This window comes from Streptomyces incarnatus, assembly GCF_001027185.1.
In the GTDB taxonomy this organism is placed as follows: Bacteria; Actinomycetota; Actinomycetes; order Streptomycetales; family Streptomycetaceae; genus Streptomyces; species Streptomyces puniciscabiei.
This window is the reverse complement of record NZ_CP011497.1, coordinates 944,446-963,647: the sequence shown is the minus strand read 5'-3', so window position 1 is coordinate 963,647 and position 19,202 is coordinate 944,446. Positions and strand designations below refer to the sequence as shown.

19 protein-coding genes and 3 pseudogenes are annotated in these 19,202 nt (G+C 71.3%); 10 read left to right on the top strand and 12 right to left on the bottom strand.

Features of this window, described 5'->3' with window-relative positions:
• Positions 1–42 precede the first annotated feature (42 nt).
• A complete protein-coding gene (locus ABB07_RS04240) occupies positions 43–315 on the bottom strand; it encodes a hypothetical protein (protein ID WP_208897402.1) in 273 nt (90 codons plus the stop codon).
• A gap of 64 nt (positions 316–379) precedes the next feature.
• Here ABB07_RS04240 and ABB07_RS41710 point away from each other — a divergent pair.
• A pseudogene (locus ABB07_RS41710) lies at positions 380–460 on the top strand (hypothetical protein); the annotation flags it as partial.
• Between the two features lie 187 nt (positions 461–647).
• On the opposite strand, the gene ABB07_RS04230 reads toward ABB07_RS41710, so the two are convergent.
• From ABB07_RS04230 to ABB07_RS04210, 6 genes and pseudogenes are all read right to left on the bottom strand, one after another.
• On the bottom strand, positions 648–1,019 hold the full coding sequence (locus tag ABB07_RS04230) for a DUF2255 family protein (protein WP_208897400.1): 372 nt from the start codon (positions 1,017–1,019) through the stop codon (positions 648–650).
• 56 nt (positions 1,020–1,075) lie between these two features.
• A pseudogene (locus ABB07_RS40515) lies at positions 1,076–1,338 on the bottom strand (IMP dehydrogenase); the annotation flags it as partial.
• A 46-nt stretch (positions 1,339–1,384) separates the two neighbouring features.
• Positions 1,385–1,792 carry a (R)-mandelonitrile lyase gene (locus tag ABB07_RS04225; RefSeq protein ID WP_208897399.1) on the bottom strand — a complete coding sequence of 136 codons (408 nt, stop codon included), beginning with the start codon at positions 1,790–1,792 and terminating at the stop codon, positions 1,385–1,387.
• A 68-nt stretch (positions 1,793–1,860) separates the two neighbouring features.
• The gene (locus ABB07_RS04220; protein WP_208897397.1) at positions 1,861–2,193 is read right to left on the bottom strand and encodes a carboxymuconolactone decarboxylase family protein; all 333 of its coding nucleotides are present in this window, start codon (positions 2,191–2,193) and stop codon (positions 1,861–1,863) included.
• Positions 2,194–2,438: 245 nt separating this feature from the next.
• On the bottom strand, positions 2,439–2,966 hold the full coding sequence (locus ABB07_RS04215) for an MFS transporter (protein WP_208897396.1): 528 nt from the start codon (positions 2,964–2,966) through the stop codon (positions 2,439–2,441).
• 243 nt (positions 2,967–3,209) lie between these two features.
• Complete coding sequence (locus ABB07_RS04210) at positions 3,210–3,608, bottom strand: VOC family protein (protein ID WP_208897394.1); 399 nt, start codon at positions 3,606–3,608, stop codon at positions 3,210–3,212.
• A gap of 98 nt (positions 3,609–3,706) precedes the next feature.
• Here ABB07_RS04210 and ABB07_RS04205 point away from each other — a divergent pair, with 98 nt between their 5' ends.
• Entirely contained in the window at positions 3,707–4,696 is a 990-nt protein-coding gene (locus tag ABB07_RS04205) for a helix-turn-helix transcriptional regulator (protein ID WP_208897392.1), read from the top strand.
• A gap of 60 nt (positions 4,697–4,756) precedes the next feature.
• Here the strand turns inward: ABB07_RS04205 and ABB07_RS04200 are convergent, their stop codons facing one another.
• Both ABB07_RS04200 and ABB07_RS04195 read right to left on the bottom strand, forming a co-directional pair.
• Positions 4,757–5,977 carry a metallophosphoesterase gene (locus tag ABB07_RS04200; RefSeq protein ID WP_208897391.1) on the bottom strand — a complete coding sequence of 407 codons (1,221 nt, stop codon included), beginning with the start codon at positions 5,975–5,977 and terminating at the stop codon, positions 4,757–4,759.
• A gap of 222 nt (positions 5,978–6,199) precedes the next feature.
• Positions 6,200–6,796 (bottom strand): GNAT family N-acetyltransferase, encoded by a 597-nt coding sequence (locus tag ABB07_RS04195; RefSeq protein WP_208897390.1) that lies wholly within the window; start codon positions 6,794–6,796, stop codon positions 6,200–6,202.
• A gap of 1,353 nt (positions 6,797–8,149) precedes the next feature.
• On the opposite strand from ABB07_RS04195, the gene ABB07_RS04190 reads away from it, so the two are divergent.
• From ABB07_RS04190 to ABB07_RS41945, 3 genes and pseudogenes are all read left to right on the top strand, one after another.
• The gene (locus ABB07_RS04190) at positions 8,150–8,479 is read left to right on the top strand and encodes a hypothetical protein (RefSeq protein WP_208897389.1); all 330 of its coding nucleotides are present in this window, start codon (positions 8,150–8,152) and stop codon (positions 8,477–8,479) included.
• A gap of 159 nt (positions 8,480–8,638) precedes the next feature.
• Complete coding sequence (locus tag ABB07_RS04185; RefSeq protein ID WP_279617373.1) at positions 8,639–9,652, top strand: glycine-rich protein; 1,014 nt, start codon at positions 8,639–8,641, stop codon at positions 9,650–9,652.
• Positions 9,649–9,807 (top strand): annotated as a pseudogene (locus ABB07_RS41945) (Ig-like domain repeat protein); the annotation flags it as partial. The gene ABB07_RS04185 and the pseudogene ABB07_RS41945, both read left to right, overlap by 4 nt.
• Before the next feature lie 476 nt (positions 9,808–10,283).
• Here ABB07_RS41945 and ABB07_RS04180 read toward each other — a convergent pair.
• Entirely contained in the window at positions 10,284–10,421 is a 138-nt protein-coding gene (locus ABB07_RS04180) for a hypothetical protein (RefSeq protein ID WP_208903836.1), read from the bottom strand.
• 436 nt (positions 10,422–10,857) lie between these two features.
• Here ABB07_RS04180 and ABB07_RS04175 point away from each other — a divergent pair, with 436 nt between their 5' ends.
• The 4 genes from ABB07_RS04175 (at position 10,858) to panD (ending at position 14,420) form a co-directional block, all read left to right on the top strand.
• A complete protein-coding gene (locus ABB07_RS04175; RefSeq protein ID WP_208897388.1) occupies positions 10,858–11,685 on the top strand; it encodes an alpha/beta fold hydrolase in 828 nt (275 codons plus the stop codon).
• Between the two features lie 116 nt (positions 11,686–11,801).
• Complete coding sequence (locus ABB07_RS04170) at positions 11,802–12,167, top strand: alcohol dehydrogenase catalytic domain-containing protein (RefSeq protein WP_208897387.1); 366 nt, start codon at positions 11,802–11,804, stop codon at positions 12,165–12,167.
• The gene (locus ABB07_RS04165) at positions 12,098–12,859 is read left to right on the top strand and encodes a zinc-dependent alcohol dehydrogenase family protein (protein ID WP_208897380.1); all 762 of its coding nucleotides are present in this window, start codon (positions 12,098–12,100) and stop codon (positions 12,857–12,859) included. Before ABB07_RS04170 ends, ABB07_RS04165 begins: the two co-directional genes overlap by 70 nt.
• Positions 12,860–14,000: 1,141 nt before the next feature.
• Complete coding sequence (gene panD / locus ABB07_RS04160) at positions 14,001–14,420, top strand: aspartate 1-decarboxylase (RefSeq protein WP_208897378.1); 420 nt, start codon at positions 14,001–14,003, stop codon at positions 14,418–14,420.
• Positions 14,421–14,933: 513 nt separating this feature from the next.
• Here the strand turns inward: panD and gndA are convergent.
• Positions 14,934–16,376, bottom strand: a complete 1,443-nt coding sequence (gndA, locus tag ABB07_RS04155; protein ID WP_208897376.1) for an NADP-dependent phosphogluconate dehydrogenase — start codon at positions 16,374–16,376, stop codon at positions 14,934–14,936.
• Positions 16,377–16,649: 273 nt separating this feature from the next.
• On the opposite strand from gndA, the gene ABB07_RS04150 reads away from it, so the two are divergent.
• Positions 16,650–17,849, top strand: a complete 1,200-nt coding sequence (locus tag ABB07_RS04150) for a transglycosylase family protein (protein WP_208897374.1) — start codon at positions 16,650–16,652, stop codon at positions 17,847–17,849.
• On the opposite strand, the gene ABB07_RS04145 is transcribed toward ABB07_RS04150, so the two are convergent.
• A complete protein-coding gene (locus ABB07_RS04145; RefSeq protein ID WP_208897372.1) occupies positions 17,839–19,005 on the bottom strand; it encodes a DMT family transporter in 1,167 nt (388 codons plus the stop codon). The genes ABB07_RS04150 and ABB07_RS04145 overlap by 11 nt on opposite strands.
• Between the last annotated feature and the right edge of the window lie 197 nt (positions 19,006–19,202).

Below are 19,202 nucleotides of genomic sequence, written 5' to 3'. Positions count from 1 at the left end.
GGCATCGCGCCGCCGCCCTGCATCTCGCCCCGCGAACGCGGCCTACCCCCTATTGGGCGGAGTCGGCTCACCTGGTGGGAGATCTCGTTCCCTCTGGGCGAGCAGGGTGCCCGTGCTGTTCAGTTCGCGCCCGTCGGCGGTGTCCGTGACCTTGACCCGAGCTGCCTGCTCCGTCGACCCCGCGGCCTGCGAGATGCGGACGGGGCCGCCGGTGCTGGCCAGCCGCGTGACCACGCCGGACAGCGCCTCGTACGAGAGCGTCAAGGTGCCCGTGGCGAGGTTCGCCTCGGCACTGCGTGCGGTCAGCGAGGTCACCTGGACGCCGTGCAGGGCGAGCTGCAGTTGCTTGACCGGCAGGTAGCCGCCCTGGGCATTGTTCGTGGGGCTGCTGCGGCACCCGGTGGCGGGTGACCTGACCCTGGAGCGGTCCACCGTCACCTGCGCCGAGGATCCCGAACAGCAGCTCGTCGTATGGACCGCCGAACCCGGCAGCCCGACCCATACGGCGCTTCGTGACCTGGCCGCGAGGATCGAGGCGTCGCCCGAGGGGCTGGAGTACGACGAGTTCGGGACCGTGCATGGCGTCTGCTCCTGCGCCGGACCGGGCTGCGGTGGCGGTTCGGCGGCCGGTTCCGGTGTCGTCCGGCTCATCGGGGTTCCAGTCGAAGGGTCGTGGCGCGGCCGGCGACCATGGGGTCGACGTACGCGCCGCCGTAGCGGCCGTACTTGGTGCGATAGAGGGTGTCGATACGGTCGTTGGTGTCCTCGTCCGTCACCTCGGTGAAGGTGACGTCCTTGTCGACGCCACCGGAGCGGATGTGTCCCGCGTGGGTCGCGCGCGCCGTGCGCCACCAGGCGCCATCGGTGCCGCGGTAGGAGCGGACGTACAGGTCGTCACCGTCGCGGACGACCCAGATCGGCACCGGCCCCCGCAGGGTGCCGTCGCGCCGGAGCGGCGCCATCTCCAACTCGTCGGCGGCGCCGATGCGGTCGAGTTCGTCGCTCGTCCAGCTCGTCATCGGTGGTTCTCCCATCTGCCTGGTGCGGCGGGACGTGATGCGTCCGGGGTGTTGCGCGGACGCAGCAGGGCCTTGACGGCGCGGGGCTCGTCCATGGCCTTGTAACCCTCGGCGACCTCGTCCAGGGGAAGGATGAGGTCGAAGACACGGCCCGGGTTGATACGGCCGCTGAAGACACGGCCTGCGCGGCGGCCCCGCCCCCGTGCGCGCCTTCCTTCCCGTCCTGATCTACGCCGACGAACCCGACGTTGCCGCGGATGCCGACGCACTCCAGGACCGAGTCGGCGCCGAGGCCGTTCGTCACCTCCTCGCCCCGGGCGTCGCTCGCACAGTGGTGCCTCGCGTCCTTCTCGCTCTGCCGGGGGTCAGGAACGCGTACGGGTGCTGACGCGCGGGCCGTTGTACTCGTCGTCCGGGACGTGTTCGAGCCAGGTGGTGTCGTCCGTCTCCCACAGGGCGAGGTGGGTCATGAACCGGTCGGGCGCGGCGCCGTGCCAGTGCTCCTCCCCCGGGGGTGTGTGGATGACGTCGCCGGGGTGGGCCTCGATGATGTCGCCGCCACGGGACTGCACCAACGCGATGCCCTCGACGATGTACAGGGTCTGGCCCAGGGCGTGGGAGTGCCAGGCGGTGCGGGCGCCGGGAGTGAACCGGACCATGTTGGCCCGCATCCGGGAGGGCTCCTCACCGCGGTGGATCACGTCGGCGTAGGCGTCGCCGGTGAACCATTCGGCGGGAAGCTTCATGGTCGGGGGCTGTTTCAGCAGTTCCATGGTGTCTTTCCTAAGTTGCTGCCGCAGGGGGGCGCGACTTCCGCATTACGGAGGCGGTGGGGCGTGCCTCAGCCGGACTGTTCCGCCTTGTCCACGATCGCCTTCAGCTGGGTCATCGCCGACATGGCGTTGGGCCATCCGGCGTAAAAGGCCAGGTGGGTGATGGCCTCGACCAGTTCGTCCTCGGTCACGCCGTTCTCCAGCGCCTTGCCGAGGTGGAAGCCGAGCTGGTCGGTGCGGTAGAGCGCGGCGAGAGCGGTGACGGTGACCAGGCTGCGGTCGCGCGGCGACAGACCCGGCCGCTCCCAGATGTCGCCGAACAGGACCGTGTCGGTCACCTCGGCGAGTTTCGGGGCGAACTCCTGGATCGCCGGCGGCGCGAACTTCTTCCGTTCGGTCATGGGGTGGTGCTCCTGGCATGTGTGCGGTGCGTGTGCTCGGTGGCTTTCGAACTTCCCGGCCTTCGGCCGGACGGTGGATACGGTGCTCGACTGCCTCAGGCCCGAATGCCCGGCGGGAAAACGGGTGGCAGCCGGCACGCAATCCCGACCGGCCGCGTCATCGACCCTGCCACCTGTACGCGGGACCGCAAAGGGGAGAATTCCATCCTGGACAAGGATGATCCAGGGATGAATCCTTCCCCCCTTCACCCGTTCCTCAAGGCGCACCGGTCCGCATTCAGCCCGCGAACTGTCGGCCTGCCCGGCCCCGGTGGCCGGCGGCGTGTGAGGGCCTGCGGCGCGACGTAGAGGGTGCGCCGGCCGCCCGCACCGGCGATGAGCCCGCTGATCGTCCGGGACACCAGGATGCCGGTGAGGATGCCCGACCCCACGGTTCCCACCACGCTGCCGCGGTTGTCGTCCTCGGCCAGGTCACCGCCGAGCGGGGCGAGCAACTGGCCGGAGACGGTCGTCACGCCCAGCAGGGTGATGGCCACCAGCAGGATCCCGAACGAGGGCGCTGGCGCGCACCCCAGCAGCGCCACCGCTGAGCACAGCAGCATGGCGGGTATGAGCCTGCGCCGGTCGTATGCGTCACCGAGCGGTTCGACGAGCAGGGTGCCCGCGGCGTAACCGAGTTGGGTGGCGGTGACGAGCCACCCCGCGGCGGCGGAGGCATGCAGGTCCCGGGACCCGGCATGCCCTGATCCGGGCCAAGGGAAAGGCCCCTTCATGCCGGAGGCAGAAGGGGCCGCACCCGAGAATTGAAGATGGCGGTTCCGCACCGGTCGCGGGGAACAACCGACGACGGCAGTGTGCCGTTGAAAGGTGGCGTGACCTGGCCGCCATTTCGGCCGGGCAAGTCCATACCGTCGGACTCAGAGCCGACGGGCGGGCAGTAGCGACCGGCAGCCACTGCAGGTCGCGGAGGGAGCCCTGGGATCACGTGGGTCCCGCGTGAGCGGCTGGGCGTGGTGTCAGCGTGCGTACTTTTCGATGGCCTCCGGGGTGACGGGGGTGAAGAAGTTCACGAGGTTGCCGTCGGGGTCGCGGACCAGCAGGGACCGGTTGCCCCAGGGCATCGTGGTGGGCTCCTTGACGATGTCGGTGACGAAGCCGGTCAGGTTGCGGTGAACGCGGTCCACGTCGTCGACGAGGAACTCGGTGATCACGCTGTGGTTGTCCGCCGGGCGGGCAGAGCCCGGGGCGAACAGCGGGACGGTGCGGGTGCCGGCGATCGCGAGGGTCGCGCCCGCGGTCCTGAGTTCGGCGAAGTCCTCGGTGGCCCGTATCGCCCGCGTCCCGGTGGCTCGCTCGTAGAACTCCACGAGGCGTGCGACGTCGCTGGTGATGATGCGGATCGAGACGAAGTCCATGGGAATCTCCTTGGCCGTGCCGGAAGCAAGACGTGCACGTCGCAAGCTAGGAGAAATAGTGGACAGAACCGGTCCTGTATGCGCGTTAGGCTGCGAACATGCCTCGACCCACCGGCCGCGTGCTGACACTCCTGGAGCTGCTGCAGTCGGGCGGCACCCGGACCGTGGCCGAACTCGCCGGCCGTCTCGGTGTCGAAGGGCGCACCGTGCGGCGGTATGTGGACCAGCTGATCGACCTGGACGTGCCCGTGGAATCGGTGCGCGGCCGCTACGGCGGGTACCGGCTGGCTCCCGGGTACCGCTTGCCTCCGCTCATGCTCAGCGACGACGAGGCGCTGGCCGTGCTGCTCGGCCTGGTCGCCGGCCGCCGGGCAGGGCTGACGACGACGGAGCGCACGGCGAACGAGACGGCGTCGGCGAAGATCCGGCGGGTGCTGCCCCAGCACATCGCCCGCCGGCTCGACACACTCCTGGAAGCACTCGCCTTCACGGATCAGCCCGGCGAGTTGGACCACCCGGACGCCGATCTCCTGCTCACCATCGCCGATGCGGTGCGCCACCGCCGGCCGGTCTCGATCCGCTACACCGACCGCGACGGACGGCGCAGCGAACGCACACTGCACGCGTACGGGATCGTCGCCCATGCGGGCCGGTGGTACGTCACGGGCGAGGACGCCCGGATCGGCGAGGACCGTACCTTCCGCCTCGATCGCATCGCAGACGCGAGAACCCTGCCCGGCTCGTTCGAAGCGCCCGCGGGCCCCGGTCCGGCACAGCGCGTACTGTCGGCGTTCGCCACGGCCGAGTACCGGCACGAGGTGACCTTGCGGATCCACGGGACGGTCGAGCAGATCCGTGCCCGCCTTCCCGCCGGCATCGCGAGCCTGGAGGAGTACGAGCCCGCGGCAGGCCAGGACCGGGCGACCGAGCGCTGGCTGCGCGTCGAGCTGCGGGCGGAGCGGCTCGACTGGCTGCCTCCGGTACTCGCCTCACTCGACCGGCCGTTCGTCATCGAGCGCCCCGACGAACTGCGCGACCTCGTCATCGCGCTCGCCGATCGCCTCGCGGCGTGCGCCCGCCGAGCCTGACAGCGAGGAACCAATGTCATGTGACGGCACAACTGGGCACCGCACGTTGACGCGCCCCGTCTACGCCGAGGTGGGCGGGTGCGGGGAGCGGAGCACGAGCAGGGTGATCTCGCTGGGGGCGAAGACGCGGAACGGCGGGCCCCAGAAGCCGGTGCCGCGGCTCGTGTAGAGGAGGGTGCGGAGGCCGTGGTGGCTGAGTCCGGCGAGGGCGGGCTGGTCGATGCGGACCAGGTGGTGGAAGGGCCAGATCTGGCCGCCGTGGGTGTGGCCGGAGAGCTGCAGGTCGATGCCGGCGGCTGCCGCCCGGTCGACGAACTTGGGCTGGTGTGCCAGCAGCAGGACGGGCAGGTCGGGGTCGGCGCCGTTCAACGCTGCGGCGAGGTGGGCGCGGTGGCCTGCCAAGCCGGAGGACTCGGCGGTGACGTCGTCCACGCCGGCGACCACGAGGGTGTCGCCTCCGCGTTCGAGCAGCAGATGGCGGTTGCGCAGCGGCTCCCAGCCCAGCTCGTCCATCAGGTCGACCCAGCCCTGGGCCTCGCTGTAGTACTCGTGGTTGCCGGTGACGTACACCCGGGCCCGGGTGGCCCGCACGGTGGCGAGCGGCGCGGCCTGGGCGCGGCGGCGTTCGGCCGTGCCGTCCGCGATGTCGCCTGTGTGGCAGACCAGGTCGGCTTCCAGGGTGTTCACCGTCTCGCACACCCGCGCCGACCAGCGGGCGCGATCGAGCGGGCCGTAGTGGGTGTCGGTGATGAGGGCGACGCGGAGGCCGTCCAACCCGGGGCCCAGCCGGGGGAGTTGCACGTCGAGCCGGCGCACGCGTGGCACGCGGCGGGCCTCGGCGTACCCCCAGGCGAGCAGTACGGCGGCTACGCCCAGGACGGCCCAGGTGACGATTCGGGCCCGGTCCTGACTCTCACCGACGCCGGCCACGGTCAGGGCGAGCCGCAGGAGGACGCCGAGCAGAACGGACCAGGTGAACAGGACCCAGCTGGTGCCCAGCAGGGTGTCGCCGACGATCGCCGCCCGGTCCTGCTGGCGCCGGCCGTGGCCGCGCACCATCGCGAGCGGCATACCGACGAGGCCGAGGACGAACAGGGCGGTGCCGGCCGGCGTGACGGGCAGCGGCCAGTGCTGGCCGGTGTACAGGAGCACCCAGCAGGGCACGGCCCACAGCAGGACGGGGGCGATCAGGGGGATGTAGCGCATCAGGCGGTGCAGTCGGCTCTGCCGCGGCGCTTGCGCTTCGCTCTCGGCGGGTCGGGTGTTGCTGGTGTCGGTCACGCTGCCCCTCCCTGGCCAGGCTGCCGTCTCGCGCACTGTATCCGGTCGCCCTCGGACCGGCCGGACCGGCGTTCAGGGGCGCGCGGTCCCTGGGGGCGAAGGGTCCTCCGCGGGATGGGAGGACTCCACTGCAGACACCTTCCTTGGCATGAGCCGCCACCAGGCGCTGTCCGCGGGTGCGCTGTTCATGCAGGCTGAGAGTCGCTCTCCCGCAGTGCCTCCTCAGAGGGCGTTATGTGACTCCCTGTCGGGAATCGGCTCGGACGACGGCTGCCACTCCCGCCTGAGCAGCCCGTAGACCCACGAGTCGGAGACGTCGCCGTTGACGACGCAGTCCTCCCGCAACGTTCCCTCACGCACGAAGCCGAGCTTCTCCAGCACGCGGGCAGAAGCCCCGTTGCGCGTGTCGACCTCGGCCTGGACGCGATTCAGGTCCAGCGTGTCGAACGCCCACCCCAGCAGAGCGCGCGCGGCCTCGGTCGCGTAGCCCTGGCCCCACGCCGCATCGCCGTAGCAGTAGCCGAGCAACGCGCTGCGGAAGCCCGGATTCCAGTTGTGCAGGGTGCACCAGCCGATGAACGCCCCGTCGGAGACACGATCCACGGCCAACCGCGCCCCGGTGCCCTCCTGTTCCATCCGCCGGCACGTAGCGATGAACTTCTCGGCACGCGAGCGTTCGGTCCACGGTGGCGAGTCCCAGTAACGCAGGATGTGGGCGCTGCTGTGCAGTGCGAAGAGGTCGTCGGCATCCGCGTCTTCGAAGGCACGCAGCCGAAGACGAGCGGTGTGCAACGAGGGGGCAGGCAGCGACGCTTTCATGTTCCCTTCCCTGGCCGGTGGCCGACCAATCAGACATCCGATGCCGGTCAACCGCAACGGGTTTTCTCGGCGGGCCGGCAGACGTGTCCGCTCATCGGCGCGACCGCGCGCCCCCCACAGGGCGGCACCTGAAGTGATGCTCGGTTCGGCGTTTCGGCTGGGCCGAGCAGGCTGATTGCGGCCCACTGGAGGGGCTGCGGCCGTGGCAGGGTGAACAGCCCCCGCTCGGCCAGCCGCTTGACCTTAAGACGGACGTTGTTGATGTTGCTTCTCCCGCGCCCCTTCGGCCTGCGCGGCGATCTCCCGCTCCTCCAGCCGCGCGCCCAGAGACCCGCAGATTCAAGGCTGAACGCTACCGCATGTAGCATCTGCCAATCCACCCTGTGGGATTCGCCTGTAGATGCGGTTCTCGGGGACTGTTACGCGTCTGCGAGCCGCGATGAGCCCCGGCTCGTACGGGTTCCGTCTCCCGCAGCCGAAGGCTCCCCAGCCGCCCCCGGACCCGTGACGGCCGCTCCCTCGAAGCGGTCGGTTCTTCTCCTGCACGGCGTTTCACCGCGCTGCCCTGCCCCTGCGCAGCGCTGCACTCAGAGAGGAAGAGTCCGATGAAGACCACATTCCTGCCGCGCCTGATGGCCGGGAAGGTGATGGTGACGGGCGCCTTGCTGGTCCTGGCTGTGCCCGGGGTCGCGTACGCCGACACCGTGAGCGTGACCGTGAAGACCCCTGGCGCCACCCTTGGCCCCGTCGGCACCTTCTCCGAGATCTCCACCCACGCGGACTGCGGCAGCGGTCTCGTCTCCGGTGGTGGCATCGACCAGGCCATCGGCACCGGTACGTCGTCCAACGGCAATCACGTGAACGGCACCGGGCCCAGCTCCGACGGCTCCACCGAGTACACCGGCACCACCGGTGTCGTCGGCACCGACAACACCCACTGGCTCGGCATCGGCGGCAGCGGTGGTGCGGTCAACAGCTCGTTCTCCTCCACTCCTTACGCGGTGTGCTTGACCAGCAACCTGATCAGCCACACCCAGATCGTCATGAACAAGGCCGCCGGTCCGACCAATTCGGCGTCGCCGCTCGCGGTCACGGCGACCTGCCCGGCCAACACCGTGCTGCTCGGCGGCGGCGCCCCGGACCACCCCGGCCGACGTCGGCAGCCTCAAGCCGATCGCGAGCTTCCCCACCTTCGACAACTCCGCGCACGACTACGGCCTGAAAGCCGCGGCCGACGGAGAGACCAACCCCGACTCCTGGACGGCGGTCGGCTACAACGGCGGCGGTGGCGGCACCACCAACACCACGTATGCGTACGCGATCTGCAGCGGCAGCGGCATCGACGTCAGCGGTGTGACGGTCAAGGTCCACTACAGCGAAGTGAGCGGCCCGACCTCGGCCACCGCGGGGCAGACCGTGACCGTGGGCTGCGGCACCGACGGCAAACTGGTCAGCGGCGGCGCGGCCATCAGCGGCGGCGGCGTCACGACCACCGACTTCACCGGGCCGGGCTCGGGAGGCGATCACCTCAACGGCAGCTTCCCCAGCGACAACAGCGGCAATCCGGTCAGCGACGGGACCACATCGGCCGCGTACTGGACCGCCTACACCCACACCGGTGGAGCCGGCTCCGCCAACACCTACTCGGACGTCTGGGCGCTCTGCGCCAACGACGGCGCGTGACCCACCGGTTTGATCCCGCTCCGCGGGTGGGGCCGCCCGCCTGCGGAGCACCCGTTCCCCGTCTCAGCTGCCCACAGGGCCGGAGAAACTGTGTCAACACCCATGAGCGACAGCAGCCCGACCTCCCGTCGGACCGTCTTCAGATCCAGGATGATGTCGGTGGCCGGCACCACCGGCCTCCTCGCCGCCACGATCGTGCCCCTCACCGCGGCCGCCGGCGCGGCGAGCGCGGCCGGGCCCTGCGGCACCGGCGGCCTCTTCACCACCTCCCCGCAGCCCACGTGCACCTACGACTCCGTGGGCACGGACACCTTCACCGTCCCGGACGGCGTGACCGCCGTCGACATCGACCTTTTCGGTGCCGAGGGCGGCAGCGCGGCGGGCTACATCGACCCGCACCCGGCGATCTCCGGTGCGCCCGGCGGTCTCGGCGGCGAGACCCGCGCCACCCTGCCGGTGACCCCGGGCCAGACCCTCCAGCTCACCGTGGGCGCGGCCGGCATGCCCGGTTCGTCCCGGCACGGTGAGTTCGCCCGTCCCGGCGGCACCGGCCACGGGCGCGGCGGTGGCGGCGCGCACGGCGGCGGCGGTTCGGGCGGCGGCGGCTCGGACGTGCGGGTCGGCGCCTTCGACGGCTCCGACCGCGTCCTGGTGGCCGGCGGCGGCGGTGGCGCGGGCAACGGCGGCACCATGCTGCACGGCGGCGCCGGCGGCGGTCCGGTCGGCCAGGACGGTGGCCAGAGCAACGGCCCGCTGGGCTCCGGCCTGGCCGGTGGCGGCGCCACCCAGACCGCGTCCGGCCACGGCAACCCCAATACTTTGTACGGCGGCCCCGGCACCCCCGGCATCGACCTCGACCCGATCACCAGCGAGCCCAACCCCGGCAGCGGCGGAACCGGCGGCAACGGCGGCGCGGGCGGCCCCGGCGGTGGCGGCGGTGGTGGCGGCTGGCACGGCGGTGGCGGCGGCTCCGGCGGCGGCAACCGGGCTATTTCCCGGGCGCGGGCGGTGGTGGCGGCAGCAGCTACGCGGATCCGTCGGCGACCGACGTCTCGCTCCTCCAGGGCGTCAACCACGGCAACGGCAAGGCGATCGTCACGTTCCAGTACGGGACGTCGGTCACGCTCGGCGCGGACACCCCCACCCCGCTGTTCGGCCACGCCGTCACCGTGACGGCCACCGTGGCCTCGGCCAACGCGGCCGCGGGCACCCCCACCGGGTCGGTCACCTTCTCGGACGGTACGACCACGCTGGCGACCGTACCGCTCGAAGACGGAAGGGCGACCTTCACCACCAGCAAGTTCCAGCCCGGGGCACACCAGATCACCGCCGGCTACGGCGGCGACCCCACCTTCACTGCCGGTGCCACGGCCGTGCCCACCGACCTCACCACCGGCTTCAGCCGGCCGTGCCTCACCGACCACGACGGCCCACTGACCGTGGCCGCCGACCAGTCGCTGTGCATCGCCCCCGGCGCCGTGCAGAACGGCCCGGTGGAGGTGCGGCCCGGCGGAGCGCTGGCAGTGTCGGACGCACGGATCAACGGCCCGGTGGTCTCGGACGGCGCCCCCAGCACGCCCTCGCCGCAGCCCTCCCGGACGCACAGGTGCAGACCAGCGTCGGAACCGCCTACACACTCAGCGCCCCCAGTGCGGGGGATGCCTGATCCCGGCTCAGCAGTCACGGCTCGACCGGTGCAACAGGAAGTGCAGCGTCGCCGGTACGCGAATGGGCTGCCGGGTGCCTCGGGTGGCACCCGGGGCGGTGGAAGCGGGCCGGCTCCCGAGTGTGCGGAGCATCGGGATCATGGACGAGGCCGGCAGGCTCTCATGCGGGTCAGCAGCCAGAGCAGTCCGTCCGGCGGGCCGCCCATGAGTGCGGCCCAGGTCTGCTGGTCCTGGCCGTACACGCGGCCGCGCAGCAGCCGCTCATCGCTGTTCATCCGTCCAGCGTTCCAGCCGCCACCGACAACGGAAGGCCGCACGGCGACGGGCCCGGCCTGGACGGAGGAGGCCGGGAGGGCGGTCCGCCGCGGGAACAATCCCTGCCACCGGCCGCTGCCCCCACGGGCCGTTCGAGGGCCCGCTGCTCCTTCAGAGGGCCCGGAGCAGGGAGCGGGCACGACCGAGTACGGAGCTTGTTCACACCGGCGTCGCGCACCCGTCGTTCCCGGTCCAGTCGCCGCGGGTTCCCCGGCGCGCTGGAGTGGGGTTTTGCGAGTAGCGTGGCTGATACGACGTGCTCATCGGCCGCTTCCGCTGTCGGCCTCTCCGTCGACTTTTGCGTCCGCTACCGGTCGTGGCGTGACATTCCCCTTGCGGCCCGGGCGCTGAATTCTCATGAAGCGGAATTTCCGGAAAAGCGCTGGAGGGGCGATCATGGCCTTCGCCACTGCCGAGGACGGCACGCAGATCTATTTCAAGGACTGGGGATCGGGTCAGCCGGTGGTCTTCTCCCACGGCTGGCCGCTGATCGCGGACGCGTGGGATCCGCAGCTGATGCTGATGGCGGACAACGGCTTCCGGGCCGTGGCCCACGACCGGCGCGGGGGCGGACGCTCGGGCCAGCCCTGGAAGGGGAACGACCTCGACACGTACGCCGAGGATCTCGCCTCCGTCATCGAGGCCCTCGACCTCCGCAACGTGATCCTGGTCGGTCACTCGACCGGTGGCGGAGAGGTCACGCGTTACATCGGCCGTCACGGCACGGGCCGCGTCGCCAAGGCGGTCCTGCTGGGCGCGATCCCCCCGTTGATGCTCAGGACGGATGCGAATCCGGAGGGGCTGCCGATCGAGGTCTTCGACGAGATCAGGAAAGGCGTGCTGACGGACCGTTCCCAGTTCTACAAGGACCTCAGTGCCTCCTTCTACGGCGCCAACCGTGAAGGAGCGGCCGTCTCCCAGGGAACGCGCGACGAGTTCTGGCTCTGGAGCATGACGGTCGGCATCAAGGCCGCCTACGACTGCGTCAAGGCGTTCTCGGAGACCGACCTCACCGAGGACCTGAAGACGTTCGACATTCCCACGCTGATCATTCACGGCGACGATGACCAGATCGTCCCCATCGTGGCCTCCGCGGAGAAATCGTCACAGCTCGTCAAGGACGTGACCTTCACAGTCTACTCGGGCGCTCCGCACGGTCTGTCGATGGTTCCCGAGTTCGCGGAACGGTTCAATGCCGACCTCCTCGAATTCGCCCGCGGCTGACCAGGCGGCTTCGGGCGCTCCGATGACAGCCAGGATGCCGGTCTCAGCATCGCTCCTGTCGGCACTGCCCACCGAGTTCCTCGGGCTGAGACGGAAGGTCACTCATGCCTCGCTCCATGCGCGCGCTCGTGGCCGTAAGGGCCGGCGAGCCCGTCGATGTCCTGCGGCTGGAATCCCGGCCCGTGCTCACGCCGGAGGCTGGTCAGGCGCTGATCCGTGTGAAGGCGACTCCGATTCACGCCAGTGATCTGCACGTGCTGCGTGGCCGCTACGGTTTCACCCCGGAGTTCCCCGTTGTCGGGGGCCACATGGAATGCGTGGGCCGTATCGAGGCCCTGGGCCCTGCCACCGAGGGACTGAAGGCAGGTGAGCGCGTGGTGGTTGCTGCGGTACCGGCGGTCCCCGGGCCCCTGTGGCCGGCACCTGGCAGGAATACCTCGTTGCCGACACGCGAAGGCTTCTGCCGGTCGGCGATCAGCTGAGCGACTCCAGTGCCTGTCAACTTGCCGTCAACCCGTTGACCGCGCTGCTTCTCGTGACGCGCGAACTCGATGTACAGCCCGGTGACTGGTTGTTGCAGACGGCCGCGGGCTCCACCGTGGGCCGGCTCGTCATTCAGCTGTCCAGGCATCTGGGTGTTCGCACGATCAATGTCGTGCGACGACGTGGTGCCGTTGAGGAGATCAAGGCGCTCGGTGGTGACGAGGTCATCTGCACCGAGGACGAGGACCTGTCTCGGCGTGTGGCTGAGATCGCGGGGCCGGTCGGCGTGCGGAAGGCCATCGACTGTGTCGCGGGTCCCGTGGGTGCTCAGGTGTCCCAGGCGTTGGCTCCGGGAGGGGAACTCGTGGTCTACGGCGCGCTCTCGACCCATCGGCAGACCGATCCTGCGGCGCTGACGATCCCGCTGCAGGCACGCTCGGTCATCTACGAGACGAAATCGGTCCGTGGTTTCTGGCTGAACCGCTGGTTCGGGACCGCCTCACCCGAGATTGCACTGCACGCGCTGTCCCGGGTTCGGGGTCTCGTCGACGACGAGGTGCTGAGCATCCCCCGGGGCCGGCCGTTCCCGCTCGAACGCTTCGCTGAAGCCGTCTCACTCGCAGAAGCGCCCGCGCACGGCACCAAACCACTCTTCGTCTTCGAAGACGGCGGGGACGAAGGCGACAGGTAGCGCACGAGGGTGCCAGGCCGATGAGGACCACGGGATCGCCCGACTGTGGCTGTGCATCGGCCTCGGAGGCGCAATCAACCCCTCGGGCATTCACCGACCCCCGCCGGCGGGCCGGGCCGCACCATTGACGCCGCTTCGGCTACGGTCCTCTGGCACGACCGAGCAGGAGACCGACAGGAACACGTTGCTCGCAGAACCCAACAGGACTTCTCCTTCGGCCCCGACCATCCCCTGCGTCGGCACGACCATCACGTCGACACCGCGGGCGGGTTCGCCGCGGCACAGTACGTCTACGACACCGTGGAGGCGGACGGGATCCGCCTGCCCACCAAACGCCGGGCCTGTACGTGGCATGTGCCGGTAGGGGCTGACGGCCGCGCGCCTCGTACCGTTCCAACGGCCCACTCATGCGGCGGGGTTGGCCGGCCAACGCGGCGCGCTGAGACTCGGCAGGAACACGTACTCGCCGCGGAGCGGATCACCTCGTCGCTGGAGTGTCTGGTCACCCTCCCCGGTGGCGACTGCCGGACGCGAGTCGACCCGTCGCGGCTCGCTTCCCCGAGGACCGGCGGCAGGTCGCCCACTCCCGGGCTGCCGCCTATGAGGAGGCGGAGCGCGGAAGAGAGGCGGTGCGGCTCGAGCCGGCCGAGGAGCGGGTCGCACAGGACCAGGTGGCCACAGATGCCAAGCGTGCCCAACGCCTTGCTGTGCCGGAGGCCGAAGTCAAGTCGGCTCAGAACCAGGCAGACGGTCGGCCGCCCGCGTCGGCACCCCTGCGCTCGGTCACTGTCCGCCCGGCCCCGGCGCCGCGAGGATGCGTCGATCCGGCAGCTCTCCGCGTCACCGGCATCCGCCGGACCACCCACTCGCCCTATGGCCCTCATGTGCCTGATGCACCGTCAGGTAAGTCAGTATCTGATCAGCATCAGTTCCCGCACACTCCGAGACGGGTGCCCGAACAGACGCTTGGTCAGCGGCCTCACAACAGTCCGGCTCGCCCGGAAGCGCACGCAGGGAGCCTTCTCCTCGGAGTGAAGCGATGTTCCTCACAGTCTTCGAGTCCGGCGCACGCCAGCGGTAGAGTGAAGACCGCCCTTGACCTGCACAAAGCAGGCAGGGAGCCGTCTTCCAGGAGTCCAAAGTGCTGCGTACTCTGTTCAAGTCCAAGATCCACCGCGCCACCGTCACCCAGGCCGACCTGCACTACGTGGGATCGGTGACGATCGACGCCGATCTGCTCGATGCCGCCGACCTGCTGCCGGGCGAGCTGGTGCACATCGTGGACGTCACCAACGGCGCCCGGCTGGAGACGTACGTCATCGAGGGTGAGCGCGGGTCCGGGGTGATCGGGATCAACGGGGCGGCCGCCCATCTCGTGCATCCCGGGGACCTGGTGATCATCATCAGCTATGCCCAGGTCAGCGACGCCGAGGCGCGCGAGCTGAAGCCGCGCGTCGTGCATGTCGACGCCGGTAACCGGATCGTCTCCCTCGGCGCCGACCCGTCCGAGCCGGTACCCGGCTCCGACCAGCGGCGCAGCCCGCAGGCCGTCCGGGCCTGACCGAGAGGCCGCGGCGGACCGGGCCCGGAGCGTGCCGGGCCCGGAGCGTGCCGGGCGGCGGCGGCTCGTCCTGTCGGGTGAGTGGCCGTACGGGGGTCGGGTAGGCGGGGGAGTAGTCCAGAGGCGACGTCCCGCGACTGCCCGGAGGACATCATGACGAACCCGCATCCCGACCCGGTCCCCCCGGGCCCGACTCCGGGTCCCGGTCCCACCCCGCCGGACCCCTACCCGAGCCCCGTCCCGCCTCCCGAACCGGGCCCCCAGCCGACACCGCCCCCGCCGGGCCCCGACCCGACGCCGCCCCCGGCGCCCCCGGCCCCCGGCCCCCCGGAACCTTCACCGTCCCCCATCCCACCGGGCCCGGAGCCGGTTCCGAACCCCGAACCGGGCCCACCCCTCACCTGAAGGACACCGGGCGCGGCAGCGAGGGGCGCGAGGAACTGCGCGACGAGCCACGACGCAGCCGCAGCCGCGTCGCGACAGTTCCTCCCACCCCTTTGGGCGGACACCTCTTTAGGCGGACACCTCCGACCGGTCCCCACCCCACAACGTGTGGAACGCCCCCTCCCGGTCCACCCTCCGGTACGTGTGCGCCCCGAAGAAGTCCCGCTGCCCCTGCGTCAGAGCCGCCGGCAGGCGAGACGCCCGCAACGCGTCGTAGTACGCCAGCGCCGCCGCGAAGCCCGGCGTCGGCACCCCCTGCCGCGTCGCGGCGATCAGCACCTCCCGCCAGTCGTCCTGGGCGTCGGCGATCTCGCGTGCGAAGGTCTCGTCCGACAGCAGGCTCGGCAGATCGGCGCGGGCGTCGTACGCGGCGCGGATGCGGTCCAGGAACGCGGCGCGGATGATGCAGCCGCCCCGCCAGATCGAGGACACCGCGCCGAGGTCGATGTCCCAGCCGTACTCCTCGCTGCCCGCGGCGATCTCGTGGAAGCCCTGCGTGTACGAGACGATCTTGGACGCGTACAGCGCCTGCTCCACCCGGTCCGCGAAGGCGGCCGCCTCCTCCTTGCCCAGCGGCGCCGCCTTCGGGCCCGCCAGCCCCTGGGAGGCCTCGCGGAGCTTCGCGTGCCCGGACAGCGAGCGCGCGAAGACGGCCTCGGCGATGCCGGACACCGGCACGCCCAGGTCCAGCGCGATCTGGACGGTCCAGCGGCCGGTGCCCTTCTGCTCGGCCTGGTCGACGACCACGTCCACGAAGGGCTTGCCCGTCGCCGCGTCCACGTGGGACAGCACCTCCGCCGTGATCTCGATCAGGTACGAGTCGAGACGGCCCGTGTTCCACGTGCGGAAGATCTCCGCGATCTCCGCGGGGGAGTAGCCGGCGACATCGCGCAGCAGCTGGTAGGCCTCGCCGATCAGCTGCATGTCCGCGTACTCGATGCCGTTGTGGACCATCTTCACGAAGTGCCCGGCGCCGTCGGGGCCCACGTGCGTCACGCAGGGCGCGCCGTCCGCGGCCTTCGCGGAGATCTTCTCCAGCATCGGGCCGAGGGAGTCGTACGACTCGCGCGGGCCTCCCGGCATGATGCTGGGCCCGTGCAGGGCGCCCTCCTCGCCGCCGGAGACGCCCATGCCCACGAAATGGATGCCGTGCCGCTCGCGCAGCTCCCGCTCGCGGCGCCGGGTGTCCGCGAAGTGCGCGTTGCCGCCGTCGATGATCATGTCGCCGGGTTCGAGGAGCGGCGCGAACTCCTGGATCACCGCGTCCGTCGGCTCGCCCGCCTTCACCATGATCACCAGGCGGCGCGGGCGCTCCAGCGCCGCCACGAACTCCTCCGCGGTCTCGGTCCCGATGAAGTCGCCCTCGTGCCCGAACTCCTCCACCAGCGCCTTGGTCCGCGACGACGTACGGTTGTGCACGGCGACCGTGTAGCCGTTGCGGGCGAAGTTCCGGGCGAGGTTGCGGCCCATGACCGCGAGGCCCGTGACACCGATCTGCGCTGAAGTGCTCATACCGCCTGCTCCCTGGCTGCCTAGTGACTACGGCTCCGTCCGTACGGCTCCTCGCCCATCCTGACGTGCCGCTCCGGCGAGCGCACATCCGACCCGCCACACCCTCAGTACGAGTCCAGGCCCGCCGAAGCCTCAGTCTTCGCGCAAGCCGGTCAACGAAGGTCCGTTCCCGGCCACTTGAGTGGTGTGAGAGGCCGGATTTCCGTCTTGTCATGGCCTGTTCGCGGCACTTACTTTTGGCCCCTCCTGACGCATGCCGAGGGGAATTCGGACATGGCCGTACGCGGCCGGCATCGCCGGTACCAGCCGAACAGGATCAACCGCGCCTCACTCACCGTCACGGCGGGCGGCGCCGGCCTCGCGATCCCGCTGGTCGCCGCCGGCACCGCCGACGCGGCCGACCCCAGCACCTGGAACACGGTCGCCGCCTGCGAGTCCAGCGGAAACTGGAGCATCAACACGGGCAACGGCTACTACGGCGGGCTGCAGTTCACCCAGTCCACCTGGGAGGCGTACGGCGGCACCCGGTACGCCCCGCGCGCCGACCTCGCCACCAGGCAGCAGCAGATCGCCGTCGCCGAGCGGGTCCTCGACGGGCAGGGGCCGGGCGCCTGGCCGGTCTGCTCGGTGCGGGCGGGGCTGACCCGGGGAGACGCCGACCCCGGCGCGCACACCGACAGCACCAGCACGCGCCCCGCGAGGAGCGCCGGCGCGCGCCCCGCGAGGAGCGCCGCGCTGGAGGACGTACAGGCGCACACCACGCCGCAGTCCCGCGCGGGCCGGGCCGAGATGTACACGGTGGTGCGCGGTGACACCCTCTCCCAGATCGCCGACGAGCACCACGTCCACGGCGGCTGGCACGCGCTCTACGCCGGCAACCGCCGGACGATCGGCGCCGATCCCGACCTGATCCTGCCGGGCCAGCGGCTCAGCCTGCGCGGCGCGGCCGCCACCGGGACCAGCTCCCGGAAGTCCCCGAACGCGCCTGAGAGGAAAGCCACTTCGGAGCACCGGACCGCACCGCACCGGACCGCACCGCACCGGGGCAAGAACACCAGGAGCACCGGCCGTACGCTCGTCGCCCCCGTCGACGCGCCCATCGGCACCGGCTACCGCGTGGCCGGCTCGCACTGGTCGAAGGGCTACCACACCGGGGTCGACTTCCTCGTGCCGACCGGCACCTCCGTGCGGGCCGCGGAGGCCGGGCAGGTGGTGGACGCGGGATGGGGCGGCGCGTACGGCTACCAGGTGGTGATCCGGCACGCCGACGGCCGCTACACCCAGTACGGCCACCTGTCGGCCATCTCGGTGCGGACCGGGCAGGACGTCGCCACGGGCGGGCGCATCGGCCGTTCCGGAGCCACCGGGAACGTCACCGGTCCGCACCTGCACTTCGAGGTGCGGACCGGACCGGAGTTCGGAACGGACATCGACCCGCTCGCCTATCTGCGGGCCGGCGGCGTCAGGATCTGACGCACGAACCGGGCCGGTCGTCCAGGGCCGGCAGGGGTGCCCCGACGATCGCGGGCAGCGCGAGGTACGACGCGGACAGCGCGCGGAGGTCCGGCGGTTCGCCGCCGCCCTCCCCGCCGGGGACCGGTCCCGGCATGAGGCAGCCGGCCGGGCCCGGCACGAACGGCTCCCGCGGCACCGGCGCGCCGGACGCGCCGCCGGCCCCGGGGAGCCCGCCCCGCTCCGGCTCGGCCGCGGCGGCCGCCCCTCGCTGCTGGGGCATGACGGGGAACGCGTCCGCGGCGAGGACCGGCTCCGGGCCGCCGTCCGGCGGGGCGGGCGGCTCGGCGCGCTCGATCCGCTCGGTCGTCAGCATGATCAGACCACCCGCCGCCACCACCCCGCAGCCCACGGCGAGCGCGGTGCCCTCGCCGCCGTAGCGGAACGTCTCGCCGAACATCAGGATGCCGACGGCGGCCGCCAGCACCGGATTGACCACCGTGAGCGTCGCCAGCGGGGCGGCGAGGCCGCCGCCCCGGTAGGAGGCCTGGGACAGCAGGACACCCGCGACGGCGAACAGGGCGATCACCGCGAGGGACGGCAGCTCGTCCAGGTCGACGCCGTGCGTCCAGTCGACGGCGACGGTCTTGGTGAACACCGACGACATGCCGAACGCGATGCCGGAGGCGGTGGCGAGCAGCACGCTGCGCACCGCCGGGTGCCGGTGCGCGGCCCGGCCTGCGCCCATCAGCGCCACCACCGCGCCGCCGGTGACCAGCGCCATCGCCACCCGCTGGGCCGCATCGAGCGCGTGGCCGCCGGAGGAACCGACCAGGGCCAGCAGCCCGGCGAGGCCCACGGTGGCCATGACCGCGCCGCGCCAGGCGGTCGCTCCGGCCCTGCGGCCCACCCACAGCGCCGCCAACGGCAGGGCGAAGACGATGGTCAGCGCGCCGAGCGGCTGGACCAGGCTGAGCGGGCCGCAGGCCAGCGCCACCACGTGCAGCACGCCACCGAGACCGTTGAGCGCCATGGCCGCCCACCAGCCGGGCCGCCGCAGCGGGAGGTACGCGCTGCCCGGAGCGGAGACCGCCACCTGCTCCTGCACGATCGCGCCGGCCGCGTAGGCGAGGGCCGACACGAACGACAGCAGCACGGACAACGCGAGTGCGCTCATCGGCGTCTCCAGTGCGGGCGGCGGGGGCCCTGAGCCCGGCGCGGCGTACGGTCGGCTTCCATGGCCAACACTCTGCCCGGCCGCGCTCTTCCCGTCGTCGTCCCTGAGCACGCAATGCGTCCTACTGCCGATGGAGTACACCAGCCGCGCGATCATCCTCGCGACGGGTGACGGAAGGCCGACACCTCGTGTCCGGA

Bases quoted from the DNA above. Each gene is read 5' to 3' on its own strand.
- ABB07_RS04230 (WP_208897400.1), bottom strand. From the start codon at position 1,019: ATGACGAGCTGGACGAGCGACGAACTCGACCGCATCGGCGCCGCCGAC.
- ABB07_RS04225 (WP_208897399.1), bottom strand. From the start codon at position 1,792: ATGGAACTGCTGAAACAGCCCCCGACCATGAAGCTTCCCGCCGAATGG.
- ABB07_RS04220 (WP_208897397.1), bottom strand. From the start codon at position 2,193: ATGACCGAACGGAAGAAGTTCGCGCCGCCGGCGATCCAGGAGTTCGCC.
- ABB07_RS04215 (WP_208897396.1), bottom strand. From the start codon at position 2,966: ATGAAGGGGCCTTTCCCTTGGCCCGGATCAGGGCATGCCGGGTCCCGG.
- ABB07_RS04210 (WP_208897394.1), bottom strand. From the start codon at position 3,608: ATGGACTTCGTCTCGATCCGCATCATCACCAGCGACGTCGCACGCCTC.
- ABB07_RS04205 (WP_208897392.1), top strand. From the start codon at position 3,707: ATGCCTCGACCCACCGGCCGCGTGCTGACACTCCTGGAGCTGCTGCAG.
- ABB07_RS04195 (WP_208897390.1), bottom strand. From the start codon at position 6,796: ATGAAAGCGTCGCTGCCTGCCCCCTCGTTGCACACCGCTCGTCTTCGG.
- ABB07_RS04180 (WP_208903836.1), bottom strand. From the start codon at position 10,421: ATGAACAGCGATGAGCGGCTGCTGCGCGGCCGCGTGTACGGCCAGGAC.
- ABB07_RS04175 (WP_208897388.1), top strand. From the start codon at position 10,858: ATGGCCTTCGCCACTGCCGAGGACGGCACGCAGATCTATTTCAAGGAC.
- ABB07_RS04170 (WP_208897387.1), top strand. From the start codon at position 11,802: ATGCGCGCGCTCGTGGCCGTAAGGGCCGGCGAGCCCGTCGATGTCCTG.
- gndA (WP_208897376.1), bottom strand. From the start codon at position 16,376: ATGAGCACTTCAGCGCAGATCGGTGTCACGGGCCTCGCGGTCATGGGC.
- ABB07_RS04150 (WP_208897374.1), top strand. From the start codon at position 16,650: ATGGCCGTACGCGGCCGGCATCGCCGGTACCAGCCGAACAGGATCAAC.
- ABB07_RS04145 (WP_208897372.1), bottom strand. From the start codon at position 19,005: ATGAGCGCACTCGCGTTGTCCGTGCTGCTGTCGTTCGTGTCGGCCCTC.